We start from the raw sequence: 18,268 nt of genomic DNA, 5'->3' as shown, positions 1-18,268 counted from the left end.
CTATTAAAGAAACAGTGATTTTTTAATTGCTGTTTCTTTTTTAATAATCAAAAAAATTATTCATGTCATTAAAAATTTCTCTCATGCTTCCTCTTAGAATTTTAGCATTTGGAAGAGATTGTATAAATTGAGTTCCGTAAGTTTTAGTATATAATCTTTTATCTAAAACAAATACAACCCCTCTGTCATCTTTACTTCTTATAAGGCGTCCGAATCCTTGTTTGAATTTTATAACAGCAAAAGGAAGGGCATAATCTAAAAATGCATTTCCTCCATTTTCTTCAATGTATCTGTATCTTCCTTCGCTTATTGGATCTGTAGGCACGGCGAATGGAAGTTTTGGTATTATAACCACTTCTAAATTTTTTCCAGCAACATCAACACCTTCCCAAAATGAATCAACTCCGTAAAGCACATTATTTGATGATGATTTAAACATATCAAGTAAAGTATGCCTATGAACGGAGGCAGTTTGTGCTAGAGCATTTATATTTTTCTTTTTCAGTTTTTCTGATGTGCTTTCATAAACACTCATAAGAGATGAAAAAGAAGTAAATAATATGAAGGCTCTTCCTCCTGTTATATCGCATACATTCAATAATACTTTTGATGTAAAATCATTAAATGTATCTGAGGCAGCATCAGGCATATCGGTTGCTATATACAGTCTTGCATTATCTTCATAATTGAATGGCGATTCCAAATATATTTCTATCTTTTTATTCTTTTCTATATAGTCGAATCCCAATCTGTTTGAGAAGAAGTTAAAGCTTTTTGAAACGGTTAGAGTAGCTGAATACATTGCAACAGTATCGAATCTTGAATATAAAAAGTCATTTAAATTTTTTGCAACTGTTACTGGTGTCAGATGCCAATTAAGTATAAGATTTCCTTTTTTTGTGAGCTTAGTTTCTATCCATCTAATATATTCATCTTTTTTATAATCTATAGTTGAATTTAAAGATACTAATTGCCTTTTTAATCTTTCTAAATATGCATTCGACATTTGAGCTATTTCTTCATAATCGAAATTCTTATCTATAGCAATGTCAAAGAATTTTTTATATAATTTATCGCATATATTAACAAGAGAAGTCATTGAAAGCACTATTTCTCTAAGCGGTTTTAATCCCTCATTTTGCCAATGATTTGTCATAACTAGTTCAGGACTTATTCTAAATTTATAGCCTAAGCCTTCTTTAGTTTGTATGTTTTTATGACAGTAATTTATAAACTCTTTTGATTTTTCATCAACAACATTTCTAACTCTGGATGTTGAATCATGTGCCTGATTTATTAGATTTATTATTTCATCATATTCATGTTTTTCTATTGATGATTTTTTTTCATTAAGCATATTATTAATACTTTTTATAATTCCAAGTTTTTCATTTTTTTTAATTCTTGAAATATAAAAAAGTGCTTTTAATATACCGTTTTTGCTTCCCTCATCTCCAAAATAGCTGGATGCTGAGTTTTCAAAATTATGAGCCTCATCAATTAAAACTTTTGTGTATCTTGGAAGAAGGCTGTATCTTCCTGCTGTTTCAGCATACAAAGATAAATCAGCACAAAGTATATGATGATTAACTATTAATAACTGAGCGGCATTTAACTGTTTACGCATCCTATAAAAATAGCAGTCCTCTAAATATTCGCATTTTCTATGAGTGCAAGTGTCTGTATCACAGCAAACCATTTCCCATAATTCAGCTTTAGGTTTATACCCCAAATCTGTTATAGAACCGTCTTTTGTTATATTAAGCCAATTATCAATATCTTCAAAGAAATTAAGCTGTTCTCCAATATCAAGCATATTAACGTCATTTAATGCTTCTTTTACTTTTTTGATACATACATAATTATTTCTTCCTTTAACCAAAGCATATTTTACACTCGGTGCTATTGCCCCTATAATAGAAGGTATATCCTTTGAAATAATCTGTTCTTGTAAATTAATTGTATTAGTGGATATTACTATTCTGGTTTTATTTTCTTTAAGCCATAATAGGGCAGGAACTAAATATGCAAATGATTTTCCTATACCAGTACCAGCTTCAGATATTAAATGCTTATTATTGTTAAAAGCCTCTATAGTAGCTTCAACAAGTTCCGTTTGTTCCTGTCTGTATTCATATTTTTTTAAAACCTGACTTAGAGTACCATTTTCTGTAAACATATATAAAGCATCAGGAGCATCTATTGTTTTAATACTTTCTGATTTTATAGGCTTAACTACTTCATAATATTCATCAACATCATTATTTACTATATAAAATCCTACACCAGCATTATTTCCTAATTCGCTTGCTATTGCTAAATCTGCTCTTGATGGAGTAAGCTGTCCTGAAGGATGATTATGAATAACAGCATCGAATTCCAATGACAATGATATTATAGCAGGTACTGAATCTTTATTGCCTCTGGCCATTACCTCTATATAATCTAGTATACCATAAGCATTAAAATTTATTCCAAAATATACTTCATTTCCATAAGCATCTACTATTGCTTTTCTCATATAATTAATTGCATCTATGGAAAATACATTGTCTATTTCTTTTGCATAATTATTACTCATATTAGTACAATAATATAGTATATATTGAAATCTTTGTCAATGATTTTTATAGTTTTATTAAAAATTTAATTATGAGCTAAACTATTATTGGAAACCATATTATTACTGCTTATATTTTCAGAAAACATTGTTCTTACTTTTTCATTAGTCAGAGGCGAGTAAAAATCATGTATAAGTTCATAACCTTTTTTTATAGCATTAGTATCATAAGCACTATAAACATAATTGCTTGATAGAACAGGCATATTAATATTAGGGTCTTCTTTTATAGGCTTCATTATAACTTCAAATCCGTTCTTTTTAAAAAAAGCATAGTATGTAGGAACATAAGAGAAACTTATTTCCTTATTTTCATTAATATTTAATGTAACAACTGTTCCTATATCGAGATAGGGATATCTTCCTTTGTGATTTGCAATGAAATTTCCAAGAGAATATATTATTATTCCGCTATGATTAGTTCCCTCATAAACTTCAGCAGGTCTTGGAACATGAGGATGATGTCCTATTATTATGTCAACTCCATTTTCTATTAATGCTCTTGCCGTTTCTATTGTTGCTTTTTCGGGTGCTGTTGTATACTCTAAACCGAAATGAAGCGATATAATTTTTATTTCATTGTTTGTAGCAAGTGTTAAATCAGATTTTACTTTTTCTATCAAATCTTCCTGTTTCGGAAAGAAATTCATAAAGTAGAAATAATCATTTTTATTAGTTTTATGGCTAAGTCCGTTATCAAGCATTGTATATGCTGATATAAAAAGAGGTATATTATTAATATTAGTTATAATTGGTGCTATGCTTGAAGAATTGGTAGAGCCTCCCAAAGTTAATTTATTATTCCTGTGAAGTTCTGCTACTGTTTCTGCTTCAGCCTGTGCTCCTTGATCATAGGCATGATTATTTGCTATTGAGAAAGCATTAAAATATTTGAAGAAATACTTTAAATATTCTAATGATCCGTTGAATTCAGGATACGGCATAGGAGGCTTATTTGTATTTACCACGAACTCTAAATTGGCAAATACTATATCTCCCTTAAAATAGTCTTTTAAATCTATTAATACATCATTGCTTTGAAATGCATTTACAATAGTAGGATGAGTCATTATATCGCCCGTAAATACCAGCTGAATGCTTTTAGGAGGTTCTGGTATTTTTTCTTCTGTTTCTTTTTTTTCAGAGCATGATGTTAATAATGCTATTAATACTGCAATAATTGTCATAATTTTTATCATATCTTCATCCATTTATTTTTTATAATTTATTTAATTATCTTATTCATTTGCAATTTCTAGATCATTTTTTTCTATATCATGTAAATTCTGCATTTCTGTATTATCATTGCCATCATTTGTTCTAGTATATTTTAGAGGAGTAAATTCCATTTCTATTATTCTTCTGTCCTCTACTTTCATTATTCTTCCTCTGTATCCTTTCAATATAAAACGCTCATTAGTTTCAGGTATATGATCAAGCATATCAATAACATATCCTGCTATAGTTTGATATTCCTCATGCTCCAATTCTAATTTAAGAGTTTTATTAACTTCTTCTATAGAAGCAGTTCCATTTATTATTCTTCTTTTGCCTTTTATTTTTATTAATTCTTCTTCTCTCTTATCGCTTTCATCCTCAATATCCCCCATTATTTCTTCTATTATATCTTCCATAGTAACAAGCCCAGCTGTTCCGCCGTATTCGTCAATAGTAATAACCATTTGAAGCTTTTTTTTCTGCATGTCATTAAATAAGCTGCTTATAGTTCTAGTTTCAGGAACAAAATACGGAAGCATTATATAATCAATGGCTTTCTTTTTTATTTTATTTAATTTTCCAGAGCCTTTAACATATTCTTTAAATAATGCCCTAGTATGAAATATTCCAATTATATGGTCTACTGTTTCTTCATATACAGGAAATCTTGAAAGACCAGTTTCTACTGTTAATTTTATTATCTCATTTACATCCGTTTCTGCCTCTATGCAAACCATATCAACACGCGGAGTCATAATTTCTTCTACGGTTTTATTTCTAAAATCAATTACTCCGGTAAGAAGTTCATGAGTGGATTCTTTTATTATACCTTCCTTATGTCCCAAATGAATAATTGTTGTTATATCATCCATACTTGATAAAGCACTTCTCTTTTCAGTATTTCTTAATTTTTTTGGTACAAAATAATTCATTATGAAAGTAGTTATTTTATCCATTAAAAATGTTATAGGCTTGAAAAGAAAATGACAAAATTTCATAAAATATAGAAGATAAGGCATCATCTTTTCAGCATTTACTCTCATAAGAACTTTAGGAAGTATTTCACCAAATATTATAATTAATATAGTTATAGTTGCTGTAGATATAGTAACCATTACACTTTCAGATATATGAGGCAGTGCAGAGGCAAGCCTTATAGCAAATACTGTTATTATGGAGCTTGCTGTGATATTAACTATATTATTTCCTACTAAAAGGGTAGGAATCATTGAACTAGATTTTCCCCAATATTTAGTATCTTCTTCTTTTATTTTTTTCTCTCTAACCAAACGCATTAATGTAACATCATCTATAGAAGTATATGCCGTTTCGCTTCCTGAAAATAATGCCGATAACATTATAAGAATGATAATAATTGATATTTCAAATAAATAAACTAATATAATTTCCATAATCTAATTAAACCTTATATTATATTCTTTTTCTCAATTCTTCCATGAAGTTTTTTCCGGGGTCTGTTTTTATCGGATTTATATATTTAGTATTCAATTCTTTATATAGAGAATAATGCTCAGAGTTTTTATCTTTATATTCATAATGTGCTATAATATATTTAATGCTTTTATATTTGCTTTTTAGATATTTTATTAATTTTACATTTGCTTCAAGCTGATCTTCAGTTAATTTATCAGCATAACCTATGTTTTCAATACTAATGGCTGTATAATTAAATCCAACAGTATGTCTTGCTATATAATCAAGCGGAGTGTTTGCATATATAGTGCCGTCAAAATCAACTAAAAAGTGTGTCCCTACATTAACTTCGCCTCCTGATTCTATATCGGGTCTTCCTATTAGAATGTCATTTTTAAATATATTTACAGCTATAGCAAGATTCGGTGTTTCTGTTGAATGAACAACTATTATTTGAGGATTATCCAAATATATAAGAGGTTCTCCGTAATGCTCTTTTGAATATTTTGACATTAAATTTAATTTTAATGAGTTAGGAGTCAATTTATATTTATCATTAATATCTATATTTATTGATTGATTAGTATTCACAATATTAGTTTGCAGAATACCGCCTTTTGCAGTATAACTGCATGATAATAATGAGATTATTATTGGCAATAAAATAATAGTATTTTTCAGCATTTAAACATTATGCATCCATAGCAATATTAACACTGACAAAACCAAGTGAAGATTGGAATGGTATGATTATAGTCTGTAAGTTTTTCGGTATAATTTGAATTTCTTTACCGAAATAAAGTATAGGAGGAGTAATATCGCAGCTTATTCCTTCTTCCGCTAATTTAGTTATAGCAAGACCGCTTATAGTATTTCCCATCTCATTTATAACACTTCTCATCATTTCTTCAAAATCATCTTCAGAATCATATTCTCCTCTCTTTTTCTCTGTTAGGGTTTCGGTTAAAAGCTGAGAGAAATTTTCAGGAAATTCATATAATACCTGTCCATTAACATCTCCAACAATTCCTATAGCAACACCATATCCAGAAAATAATTTACGTCCCTGACCTTTTACAAGAGTACCTTTTTCCATTGTAAGACCAGCCATTTCCTTAAATATAGATACTAAAGACACTATGAACGGATTTATGAATCTAACGTCCATAAATTTTATTGGAGTTGTAGCCATTTTATATTCCTCTTTAATTTTTAATATTAAAATATATTATAACATAGTTAATTTTTATTTTCAATGTATAATATTTTATATTTTAAATATAAGAATAAATTTAAAATTGTCAAATTTTGATATAAATTATAAAATTATTTATTATACTTGTTTTGATAGTACTTGAGGGGATTATATATGAAATTTTAGTAATTTATCAATTATAAAAGCAATGTTTTATATGTTGTATAATTCGTTGTTTTAATATATAAATATGCAGTATTTATAATTGCAAACACCTACTTACAGCTGCAATTATAAATGAAATTAGTTTTGAAACAAGTATAATGTATACTCTATTATTAATGTAAAAATTAAAGCTCTTTATTATTTTTTTATTTATTGTATTCTTCTATTAACTTACTAAAGAAATCTCTTTCTAAATCAATAGCTTTTATTCTGCTGGTTTGATTAAATTTAGCAGCATCTGTTTTGTAATTATAATAATGCTCTTCTTCTTTTTTGTTATTGTCTGATATATTATACTTAGAGAAAGAAAATTTATCTAAATAAAAATCACTATTTTCTATTATGAATGTATAATAATATGTACCGTCATCTGTTGCTTCTATTGTAACGTAATTTCCTGATGAAGCAATATCATAAGTTTGTGAGTAGTCATCATTTTGCATTGGATAAAAGCCTGTTATAAACTGTGCTTTATTTTCATCGTTTTTATCTCTTTTCCATACAGTTACATAATTAAAATATTTATCGTTTACTTCAAAATCATGTACATATTTTTCCATTGATATAAGATTTTCTACATATTCTTCATTTAATATATGAGTTTGTATTAAAATATATTTTTCATTATTGTTTGTAAATTCAGTTTGTGATGCCGGTGAATAAATATAGCTAGTATCTGCAAATTTAAAAGTTTGAGATATTTTATTTAATATTCTTATCATCAAATCTTCATTATTATTTCCAGTGATAACAGTATTAATTAAATTTGTAGGACTTAAAACAGGAAAATTTTCCATCAATACAAAAGATATATGGCCATCATAAGTATGAATACTTTCTAATTCTTCTGTATCTTGAAAGCAGTGAATAGTAATATCCGCATTTTTCTCTTTTAAATAATCCATAATATCGTACTTTTCATAATATACACTATACATTAAAGGAGTTCCCACATAACCATCACTCATTCTGTTTATGGAATTAATATCAGAACCAAGTTTTAAAAATAATATTACTAAATCCAAATTATCAGCTAAAATGGACTGAAATAATAAGTCGCTTTGTAATTGATAATCTATATCAAAAAAATAATAACCTGCAGATTCTAACTTTTTAATTAATTTTGATATTAAATTATAATTATTATTGTTTAAGTCAATTTTATTATATATTGTTTTGTAATCAAAATTAACTCCTGATTCTAATAAATAATCTATCGTATTATCAGTATAATCATAATTTAGTATTTCAGTATCATCTAAACTAATGCCATGTTCAACAAGCCATTTCACTAAATTATTATAAGCATAATTTCTATAATCAAGTTTCTGCATTAGAGTCAATATACTGTTTCCATTTTCATCTTTACTGTTTATCCCTTCCAAAAGTAAATCTTTAATATTCTGCATTCTTTGTTTTTCTTCTTCTCTTCTTTCTTTTTTGGAATTATCGGATATTCCATAATCTGCTAATTCTGAGTCAATGGTTTTGTATAATATCTCATCGATTTCTTCTTCTGTATATGATTTGATAGGATATATATTTTTAAATTCTGTTTTTTTCTTTCTTACTTCAGTTGTTTGAGAGCTGACTATTTGATTTGTATTTTGGGTGTTATTATTATTTGATGTTATGTTAGTATTTATTTGGCTGTTGTTAGTTTCTTTATTATTACAGCTTATAAAAATCATTAAACTTATTATAATTAATACAAATTTCATTATACCTGCCTCATCTATATAATTTTTTAAGTATATCTTAAAAAATTTGTATTGTCAAATTTTAAAGATTTACTGATTTTTATTTATGTCTTTTAAGTTTTTTTCAAGCATTATGAATTTATTGTCGAAGAATTTAAACATTCCTATATAATCATCATCAGTCTGCATAGTGTTTCCGTCTTTAATATTGAAATCGTTTTCTATTACGCTTCTTGATAATATAGTTAATAGATTTATTATGCTTTCTGCTTCTCTTGCAGTTTTATAAGCCATAATCTCATATTTACCGAAATTTTTAAGTCCTTCAGTAAATGCATGATTGCCGTTATTATCTGAGAAAATATCAACTCTAACCCATAAGCGTGTAGGGAAGTATTTTTCATTTTTTATGCATTCATTTATTTCTGATATATAAGTATCTTTAGAAATAATAAGATTAATATCCCCTATTAAAACGGCTGATACATTATTTGTTTTTATTATGGAATAGCATACTTTACTAAATGTTAAAGCTATATCTTTAAAATTGGCATTAGAAGAATTAGCTTTAATAGATAAAAACGATTTATGATTCAATATTTTTTCTCTTGTCTGAGTATCTATATCATTATAGTTGATTAATATTTCAGCTTCTTTATCAGGCACTTTAAAAGGAGCTAGTTCATATTCAAAATCTATATTATCAATAGTAAATGTATCTTTATTTTTATGAGAAACTATTGTTATATCTATGCTCCAATCTTCTTTTAATTGATTTGAAAAGCTATTGAAATTTTTATCATCTAATAAAATAAAAGCTATTATTGAATTATTCTGAATTAAGCTGCTCATTTTTAATTATTCTCTTTTATATTATCTATTATTACAGCAAAGCCCATGCCAAGTGAAGCTTTTATGAGCATTGCCGTATCTTCTTTCAAAAACTCTTTTACTTTTTCTACGGCACTTTTGGAATTTTCAAAATAATATTTCTCACAATTAACGGTATTATAAATATCTTTTGAATGCTTTCCAACTGCTATAACAGTATTAATATTTTTTAATTCATTTATAGTATTTCCTATTTCTTTGTGATAAGATGAGTTTTCAGTTTCTGTTTCAAGCATATCTCCTATTACAGCAATTTTTTTAGATTCATTTCTTTGCGATAAATATTTAAGCATATTTTTTAATGCTGCAGGATTGGAATTATAGCAGTCATTAATTACATTACAGCCTTTTATATTAATTATCTGCATTCTGTTTTTTTGTGATTCATAAGTTACTAAAATATCAGCACATTTTTTTAAGTCTATATTATAAATTTCTGCAGCCTTTAATGCAGATAATACATTACGTAAATTAAAATCTCCTATTAAATTATGCTTAAAAATTATTCCTTTATATTCAAAACTATTATCATCTTTTTTTGTTATATCTTTTATATCAGCTTCTATTATATTTTTTATATTGTTTTTTTCAGCTTCTTTTTTTAATATATCAGTACAATTAGTATTTTTATTTATTACAGCATTGGCATTTTCTCTAGTATGATTAAAAAGTTCTGCTTTAGCATAAGCAATATTTTCTATAGAACCGAGATGAGCAATATGTACAGGCTCTACATTATTTATTATGACAGTATTTGCCTCTATACACTCTGATATTCTTAGCAGTTCATTTTTATGATTCATTCCAGCTTCAATGACTGCTATTTCATAACTGTCATCTAAATTAAATATTGTTTTAGGTACGCCTATCTCATTATTAAAATTTCCTTCTGTTTTTAATGCTTTATATTTTGTAGATAAAAATAGATGAGTTAATTCTTTAGCAGTTGTTTTTCCGCAGCTTCCAGTCATTGATATTATAGGTATATCAAATCTTCTTCTGTATTCTCTTGCAAGCTTTATAAAAAAAAGTATTGTATCTTCGACATAAAAAATAAAAGCATCATCAGGCATATTTATAGTTTCATCGCTTAAAATAAAATATCTGCATCCTTTATTGTATGTTTCTAATGCAAACTTATTTCCGTCAAACTTTTCTCCCTTTATTGCTAAAAATAATTTGCTGTCATCAAAATCATCTCTGCTGTCAGTTGATATTTCTAATTCTTTGCTTATATCTAATTCTTCTATATTTTTATTGCATTTTGAGTTTAATTCTCTGCTTACTTTTATTATATCTTTTAATGAAGTTTTACCCATGATAATATTTCCAATCAATTAATATTGTTAACATAATTAAACCATATAAATAAAAAATTGTAAATAAGTATAATTTTATCATTGTATTATGTATACTTATATTGTTATTTATACTAAGCCGTAATTGTAATATTTACAGTATTATTTTTTATAATATAAATACCGATTATAGAAGAGTTAAAATACATATTTAAAGATGATAAGATGGAAAATATAAAGCAATATTGGAATGAATTTTTAGATATTATAAGCGAGGATAATGAGTTTACAGCTGTAGCTTTACTTAAAGGTTCTGCTTTTATAGTTGATAATAATAATAAGGCTACAATAGTATGTTCTGGAGATTTTGCTTCTACACATATAAAAAAAGATTTCCTGCCTAGAATAAAGGAATTCATATCTAATAAGGCTGGAATTAATATTGATATAGATGTTAAAGTTGATGCTGAGCTTGTAAAAGATTATATTAATGAGATTGATGATATAAATGCTTCGGATAATGAAAAAGCAGATATTGGAAAAACTGATAAAAAAGATAATGCTAATTCAAATATAAATAATACTGATAATAGAAAAAAATCAAATTTAAATGAATATTTTAGATTTGATAATTTTATTCAGGGCAATAATAACAGATATGTATTTGAGGCGGCAAAATATGTATCATCTAATCCTGGAAAGGAATATAATCCTCTTTATATATACGGAAGTGTTGGTATAGGTAAGACGCATTTACTTCAGGCTATAGGAAATAGTTATATAGATTCAAATCCTGATTCAAAAGTATTTTATATAGACGGAAGCGGATTCAGAGATGAATATGTATACAGTCTTCAGAATAAGAAGCCTGAAATATTTAAAAGAAAATATAAATCTTTAGATATGCTTTTACTTGATGATTTGCAGCTGCTTGAAAGTGCTCAGGAAACTTCTAAGGAATTATTTGAAATTTTCCAAGCATTGGATAATGCAGGAAAGCAGATGGTTTTTGTAAGCGATAAGCCTCCTAAAGAACTTAGAAATATAGAATCAAGATTAAAGAATAGATTTGAAAAAAGTCTTATTCTTTCAATAGAGCCTCCTCAGTATGAAACGAGGCTTGCTATTATAGAAAGAAAATTAATAGATTTGCATACTTCTATGGATGATGATGTTATGAAGTATATGGCTGAGAATATTACAACAGATGTTAGAAAAATAGAGGGTGCTATAAGGGCGTATTTATCCGTAAGAGATATAATGAAGATAACTCCTAATGTTGAGCAATGCGATAAAATGGGGATATTTAAAGATTATTTTACGAATAAGCCTAAATTGAAAAATGCTACTATTAAAGAGATAAAAAAGTTAGTTTCTGATTATTACGGAATAGAGATGTCTTTATTTGAAAGCAGGGACAGAACTAAATTTATAGCAAAAGCAAGACATGTGGCTATATATTTGGCATGCGAGTATTCTAAGAAGTCTGTTACAGAGATAGGGCTTGAATTTAATAGAGATCATGCTTCTATTATACATGCTAGAGATAAGGTAAAAGATGAATTAAGGAGCGGATCTCATATATCTTTAGAAATTAATGATATAATATCTAGTATTTCTTAAAAAAATTGAAAAAAAACCATTGACTTTTATGTGATTTTTTATATAATTTGAAGGTATTGTTAAATTAATACAATTTTTCATAAACCTCCTTATCACCCTGCAGTGTTTTCTCAGGGTGATGCTTTTTTAACGGTTTTTTATAATTTATATCTTAAATGTGTTAAAGTCCTAATTAAATGTATTAAAATTATACAAAATATATTATTTTTGATGTATAAAAACTATACATAAATATCGTTTTTTCAAAATTACATATATATTTTACAGCATATTTTTATTATAATATATTAATATAGGCTAAATTTATAGTATTATTAAAAAAATAATTGGCATGTTTTTTGCATATATATAAGTGTGCGATAAAATAAATATCCGTTACAAGGAGAATAAATGGAAGAAGAAATAAAAGAAACAAATGAAAGCGGTAACAGTAATGAAGAGATTAATAACAATGAAAAAGATATAGATACTTCAAATGAAGATGTAGAGAATAAAACTAATAATGAAGAGGATGAAATAACAGCTTTAAAGAAAAGAATAGAAGAGTTAGAAAATGAAGCTTCTGATATGAAAAATAAATATATGTATGCTATGGCTGAGGCTGAAAATATCAGAAAAAGAACAGCTAAAGAAAAAATAGATGGTATAAAGAGAGCGAATAAAGATTTGTTATTATCCCTTTTAACATTTATGGATAATTTTGAGAGAGCATTAAAAGCAGGAGAGCAGGATGCTAATATTCAAGGTACTGAATATTACAAAGGAATAGAACTTATACATAAACAATTTATAGACTTTATGCATGATCATGGAGTTTCTGAAATAGAGCTTGAAAAAGGCGATGAGTTTGATCCTAATGTACATGAGGCATTAACTATGATGGAAGTTCCTGATATAGATAAAGAGCAGGTTGTTGAGATTTATGCTAAAGGGTATAAATTGAATGATGAACTTTTGAGAACAGCTAAGGTAGTAGTAGGAAAACCGAAAGCTGCCCAATAAGAATAAATAAATTAACTAGGAGATTTTATGGCACATATTCAACTTTTTAGGGCTTATTATGAGCCTAAGGCAGATAAGAAGGAAAGTATACAGCATATAAATGGTGTATTACAAGATTTAACAGATGCGATAAACAATCACATTAAAGACAAAGAAGTAATTAATGTTGACCTTACTACTTCACATTTGGGTAATGGTCATACAGAATATGTTGTTAGTGTTCTGACAAAAGACTAATAACAAAATATAAATAAAAAATATTTATACTAATATTAACTAATAATATTAATTAATAATCAAAAGGAGAAATTTATAATGAGTAAAATAATTGGAATAGATTTAGGAACAACAAATTCATGCGTATCAGTAATGGAAGGCGGAAAACCTGTAGTAATAACAAATGCAGAGGGAAACAGAACAACACCTTCTATAGTAGCATTTACAAATAAAGGCGAAATATTAGTAGGACAGCCTGCTAAAAACCAAATGGTAACTAACCCAGAAAATACAATATTTTCTATTAAACGTTTTATGGGAAACACTTATGCTGAAGTAACAGAAGAACGTGCTAGAATGCCTTATACAGTTATAGAAGACGGTGGTAAAGTAAAAATCAAAACTTTGGAAGGAAATTTCACTCCTCAAGAGATAAGTGCTAGAATACTTCAAAAGATGAAACAAACAGCAGAAGAGTATTTAGGCGAAACAGTAACTGACGCTATTATTACAGTACCTGCATACTTTAATGACAGCCAAAGACAGTCTACTAAAGATGCAGGACGTATTGCTGGACTTAATGTATTAAGAATAATAAATGAACCTACAGCAGCAGCATTAGCTTATGGTATGGAAAAAAAGAAAGATGAAAAAATCGCAGTTTATGACTTGGGCGGCGGTACTTTCGATATATCTATACTTGAATTGGCTGACGGAGTATTTGAAGTAAAAAGTACAAACGGAGATACTCACTTGGGCGGTGATGACTTTGACCAAGCTATAATTAATTGGCTTATAGATGAGTTCAAAAAAGATACAGGTGTTGATTTGAATAATGATAAAATGGCTTTACAAAGATTAAAAGAAGCAGGCGAGAAAGCTAAAAAAGAACTTTCAAGCTCATTACAAACAGATATTAACTTGCCTTATCTTACAGCAGATGCATCAGGTCCTAAACACTTGAATGTATCTTTGACAAGAGCTAAATTTGAAGATTTAATCAGAGATTTGGTAGAAAAAACACGCATCCCATGTGAAAAAGCATTGAAAGATGCAGGACTTTCTATAGGCGATATAGATGAGGTAATACTTGTAGGAGGTTCTACAAGAATACCTATGGTTCAGGAAACAGTTAAAAACATATTTAATAAAGAACCAAACAAAAGCGTAAACCCAGATGAAGCAGTAGCAATGGGAGCAGCTGTACAAGGCGGTATTATCAAAGGTGATGTTAAAGATGTACTTCTTCTTGACGTTACTCCGCTTTCACTTGGTATTGAAACAGAAGGTTCAGTAATGACTGTTTTAATCAACAGAAACACTACTATACCTACAAACAAAAAACAAGTATTCTCTACAGCAGCAGACAATCAGTCATCTGTAACTATCAGAGTATTACAAGGTGAAAGAAAAATGGCTAATGACAACAGAGAGCTTGGAAGATTTGACTTGGTAGGCATACCTCCTGCACCAAGAGGAGTTCCTCAAATAGAAGTATCATTTGATATAGACGCAAACGGTATAGTACATGTTACAGCTAAAGATTTGGGTACTGGTAAAGAACAAAAAATAAGAATAGAATCTTCAAGCGGATTAAGCGAAGATGAAATAAACAGAATGGTTCAGGATGCTGAAAAACATGCTGAAGAAGATAAAAAGAAAAAAGAAGAAGTTGAAGCTAAAAACAATGCTGACCACATGATTTATCAGACAGAAAAATTATTAAAAGAAAACGGCGATAAATTACAGCCATCTGACAAATCAGAAATTGAGTCAAAAATGGCTTCATTGAAATCAGCAGTAGAATCTAATAATACAGACAGTATTAAAAGAGCTACAGACGATTTACAAGCAGCATGGAGCAAAGCTTCTGAGGCACTTTATAAACAAGCAGGTGCACAGCAGGGACAAGCTGATGCAGGCAGTCAGTCATCATCAGGCGGAGAATCATCAGGCAGAAAAGATGACGGCGTAGTTGATGCTGATTATGAAGTTGTTGATGATAATAAATAATAAAATAGATAAAAAGTAAAAGTTGAATATATAAAGTCTAATGGGCGATTGGAAGTTAATTTTTTGAAAGTGTTGATTTTCAATCGCCTATATTTTTAATGTTTATTAGGAAGTAATTTATGAAAAGAAATATAGAATTAGTAAAAGCAGCCAGACTTGGAGATTTAGAGAAAGTAAAAAACATATTAGAAACAACAGAAGAGTTTAGACATAATGAACTTAATATAGCGTTAGAATATGCATTATTAAAAGGTCATAGAGATATAGTAAAAGAGCTTATTATAGCTGGTGCTTATAATACAGAAACTAAATTAAGATTAAATTATAATAATGTTTCATTTTATAAAGAATTAATAAATGATATACAATGCATATATGAATTAATGCTAATTTATTATTCTTATATTGGGGATTTAGAAATGGCTGAGCTTTTAATAGACTCAGGAGCTGATGTAAATGCTATAGATAATGCAACAGCTTTGATGGAGGCTTCATCTAATGGGCATTTAGAAGTAGTAAAATATTTGCTAGATAAAGGAGCCGATGTAAATGCTAAAGATAATTGGACAGCTTTGATGGAGGCTTCATCTAATGGGCATTTAGAAGTAGTAAAATATTTAATAGGTAAAGGGGCCGATATAAATGCCAAAGATAATTATGGTAAAACAGCTTTGATTTATGCTTCAATAAATGGGCATTTGGAAGTAGCTGAATTTTTAAAATCAAAAGGGGCTGAATAATAAAATATATTTAAAATTTTTGTTCTTTGACAATTTACTTTAATATTAGTATAATAAACATACAATTATTTTTAAAGGCTGGTATGGAATATTCAGAATATCTTGAAAAACTTAAAAAAGAAATTATCACTGTTGATAATATTAACAGAATAAATGACTGCTATATAAGGTATTTATTTTCAGAGAAAGGTAATGAGAGAATAATACTTAGTTTTATAAATTCTGTTATGAAAAATATGCATTTCATAACTTTTGTAAAAGCTGAGATTCTTAATCCGTTTAACCTAAGCAAATATTTAGAATCTAAAGAGTCTGTTATGGATATAAGGAGCGGAGAAATTGTTATTATAAAGATACAGTCCCAGGGAAATATTGAGTTTATTTATAGGAGTTTGTTTTATTGGGCTAATGGTTATGCTGTTGGGTGATAATTATAATAATTTATGTCCTGTAATAAGCATAAATATTTTAAATTTTAATTTGATGTATGATATAAATGATATTCATACCTGTTATGTTTTGAAAGAGATTAAATATAACATAATACTTACTAATCATTGTCAGCTTCATTATATAGAACTTCCTAAATTTAATTTTAATTCAAGTTATGATGAAGCAGAGAAGAAATTTTTATCTTGGTTAAAATTTTTTAAGGGGGATAAGATGGAAAATTTATTGAAAGAAGATACTATATTTGAAGAGGTAAAATTAAAATCCGAATCGTTTGTACATACTAATCCTTTGATAGACAGCTATAGAATAAAAGAGGATGATATAAATGCTAAAGATAATGATGGTAAAACAGCTTTGATGAAGGCTTCAGGTAATGGGCATTTAGAAGTAGTAAAATATTTGCTGGATAAAGGAGCCGATGTAAATGCTAAAAATAAACATAATATAACAGCTTTGATGAAGGCTTCAGGTAATGGGCATTTGGAAGTAGTAAAATATTTGCTAGATAAAGGTGCTGATGTAAATGCTAAAGATAGTCATAATTGGGCAGCTTTGATTTATGCTTCATATAATGGGTATTTAGAAGTAGTAAAACTTTTAATAGATTCAGGATCTGTTTATTTAAATATGGCTTTGATGAATGCTTCATATAATGGGCATTTAGAAGTAGTAAAATATTTGCTAGATAAAGGAGCCGGTGTAAATGCTAAAAATAAATATAATGAAACAGCTTTGATTTATGCTTCAAGAAATGGGCATTTAGAAGTAGTAAAATATTTGCTGGATAAGGGAGCCGATGTAAATGCTAAATATAAATATAATAGAACAGCTTTGATGGATGCTTCAAGAAATGGGCATTTAGAAGTAGTAAAATATTTGCTAGATAAAGGAGCCGATGTAAATGCTAAAAATAAATATAATGAAACAGCTTTGATTTATGCTTCAAGAAATGGGCATTTAGAAGTAGTAAAATATTTGCTGGATAAGGGAGCCGATGTAAATGCTAAAGATGATTATAATAATACAGCTTTTATTTTGGCTTCATCTAATGGGTATTTGGAAGTAGTAAAATATTTATTAGATAAAGTAACTGATGTAAATGCTAAATATTATTATAATTGTACAGCTTTGATGGAGGCTTCAAGAAATGGGCATTTAGAAGTAGTAAAACTTTTGATAGATAAAGGAGCTGATGTAAATGCTAAAGATGATTATAATAGAACAGCTTTGATGTTGGCTTCATATAATGGGCATTTAGAAGTAGTAAAATATTTGCTAGATAAAGGTGCTGATGTAAATGCCAAAGATAATTATAATAGAACAGCTTTGATGTTGGCTTCATCTAATGAGCATTTAGAAGTAGTCAAATATTTGCTGGATAAATGTGCTGACATAAATGCTAAAGATAATGATGGTAAAACAGCTTTGATGTTGGCTTCAGATAATGTGTATTTAGAAGTAGTAAAATATTTGCTAGATAAATGTGCTGATATAAATGCTAAAGATAATGATGGTAAAACAGCTTTGATGTTGGCTTCATCTAATGAGCATTTAGAAGTAGTAAAATATTTGCTGGATAAATGTGCTGACATAAATGCTAAAGATAATGATGGTAAAACAGCTTTGATGTTGGCTTCATC

14 protein-coding genes and 1 pseudogene are annotated in these 18,268 nt (G+C 28.0%); 7 read left to right on the top strand and 8 right to left on the bottom strand.

Annotated features, from left to right (window positions below):
- Positions 1 to 40: 40 nt before the first annotated feature.
- The 8 genes from Q0J69_RS03550 to murF form a co-directional block, all read right to left on the bottom strand.
- Positions 41 to 2,581, bottom strand: coding sequence for a helicase C-terminal domain-containing protein (locus Q0J69_RS03550; RefSeq protein WP_297204379.1), 2,541 nt, complete (start codon positions 2,579 to 2,581; stop codon positions 41 to 43).
- A gap of 65 nt (positions 2,582 to 2,646) precedes the next feature.
- Positions 2,647 to 3,819, bottom strand: coding sequence for a CapA family protein (locus Q0J69_RS03545; protein WP_297204377.1), 1,173 nt, complete (start codon positions 3,817 to 3,819; stop codon positions 2,647 to 2,649).
- 39 nt (positions 3,820 to 3,858) lie between these two features.
- The gene (locus Q0J69_RS03540) at positions 3,859 to 5,250 is read right to left on the bottom strand and encodes a hemolysin family protein (RefSeq protein WP_297204376.1); all 1,392 of its coding nucleotides are present in this window, start codon (positions 5,248 to 5,250) and stop codon (positions 3,859 to 3,861) included.
- A gap of 19 nt (positions 5,251 to 5,269) precedes the next feature.
- A complete protein-coding gene (locus Q0J69_RS03535) occupies positions 5,270 to 5,956 on the bottom strand; it encodes a peptidoglycan recognition family protein (RefSeq protein ID WP_297204375.1) in 687 nt (228 codons plus the stop codon).
- A gap of 7 nt (positions 5,957 to 5,963) precedes the next feature.
- Positions 5,964 to 6,464, bottom strand: a complete 501-nt coding sequence (locus tag Q0J69_RS03530) for a chemotaxis protein CheX (RefSeq protein ID WP_028329706.1) — start codon at positions 6,462 to 6,464, stop codon at positions 5,964 to 5,966.
- Between the two features lie 374 nt (positions 6,465 to 6,838).
- Positions 6,839 to 8,413 carry an ankyrin repeat domain-containing protein gene (locus Q0J69_RS03525; protein WP_297204373.1) on the bottom strand — a complete coding sequence of 525 codons (1,575 nt, stop codon included), beginning with the start codon at positions 8,411 to 8,413 and terminating at the stop codon, positions 6,839 to 6,841.
- A gap of 69 nt (positions 8,414 to 8,482) precedes the next feature.
- Positions 8,483 to 9,244 (bottom strand): DUF4261 domain-containing protein, encoded by a 762-nt coding sequence (locus Q0J69_RS03520; protein ID WP_297204371.1) that lies wholly within the window; start codon positions 9,242 to 9,244, stop codon positions 8,483 to 8,485.
- Between the two features lie 2 nt (positions 9,245 to 9,246).
- The gene (gene murF / locus Q0J69_RS03515) at positions 9,247 to 10,602 is read right to left on the bottom strand and encodes a UDP-N-acetylmuramoyl-tripeptide--D-alanyl-D-alanine ligase (RefSeq protein ID WP_297204369.1); all 1,356 of its coding nucleotides are present in this window, start codon (positions 10,600 to 10,602) and stop codon (positions 9,247 to 9,249) included.
- A gap of 204 nt (positions 10,603 to 10,806) precedes the next feature.
- Here murF and dnaA point away from each other — a divergent pair, with 204 nt between their 5' ends.
- The 7 genes and pseudogenes from dnaA to Q0J69_RS03480 all read left to right on the top strand — a co-directional run.
- Positions 10,807 to 12,204, top strand: a complete 1,398-nt coding sequence (gene dnaA / locus Q0J69_RS03510; protein WP_297204367.1) for a chromosomal replication initiator protein DnaA — start codon at positions 10,807 to 10,809, stop codon at positions 12,202 to 12,204.
- Between the two features lie 390 nt (positions 12,205 to 12,594).
- Complete coding sequence (locus Q0J69_RS03505; RefSeq protein ID WP_297204365.1) at positions 12,595 to 13,206, top strand: nucleotide exchange factor GrpE; 612 nt, start codon at positions 12,595 to 12,597, stop codon at positions 13,204 to 13,206.
- Positions 13,207 to 13,233: 27 nt separating this feature from the next.
- A complete protein-coding gene (locus Q0J69_RS03500; protein WP_297204363.1) occupies positions 13,234 to 13,443 on the top strand; it encodes a hypothetical protein in 210 nt (69 codons plus the stop codon).
- A gap of 78 nt (positions 13,444 to 13,521) precedes the next feature.
- Positions 13,522 to 15,435, top strand: coding sequence for a molecular chaperone DnaK (dnaK, locus tag Q0J69_RS03495; protein ID WP_297204362.1), 1,914 nt, complete (start codon positions 13,522 to 13,524; stop codon positions 15,433 to 15,435).
- A gap of 119 nt (positions 15,436 to 15,554) precedes the next feature.
- On the top strand, positions 15,555 to 16,175 hold the full coding sequence (locus Q0J69_RS03490) for an ankyrin repeat domain-containing protein (protein WP_297204360.1): 621 nt from the start codon (positions 15,555 to 15,557) through the stop codon (positions 16,173 to 16,175).
- An 83-nt stretch (positions 16,176 to 16,258) separates the two neighbouring features.
- Positions 16,259 to 17,180, top strand: a pseudogene (locus Q0J69_RS03485) (Rpn family recombination-promoting nuclease/putative transposase); the annotation flags it as partial.
- A partial coding sequence (locus tag Q0J69_RS03480) for an ankyrin repeat domain-containing protein (RefSeq protein ID WP_297204717.1) occupies positions 17,181 to 18,268 on the top strand: 1,088 nt, incomplete at its 3' end.

Source organism: uncultured Brachyspira sp., from assembly GCF_944388875.1.
In the GTDB taxonomy this organism is placed as follows: domain Bacteria; phylum Spirochaetota; class Brachyspiria; order Brachyspirales; family Brachyspiraceae; genus Brachyspira.
Note: the sequence above shows the minus strand (reverse complement) of the source record. Positions and strands in the feature narration are given on the sequence as shown.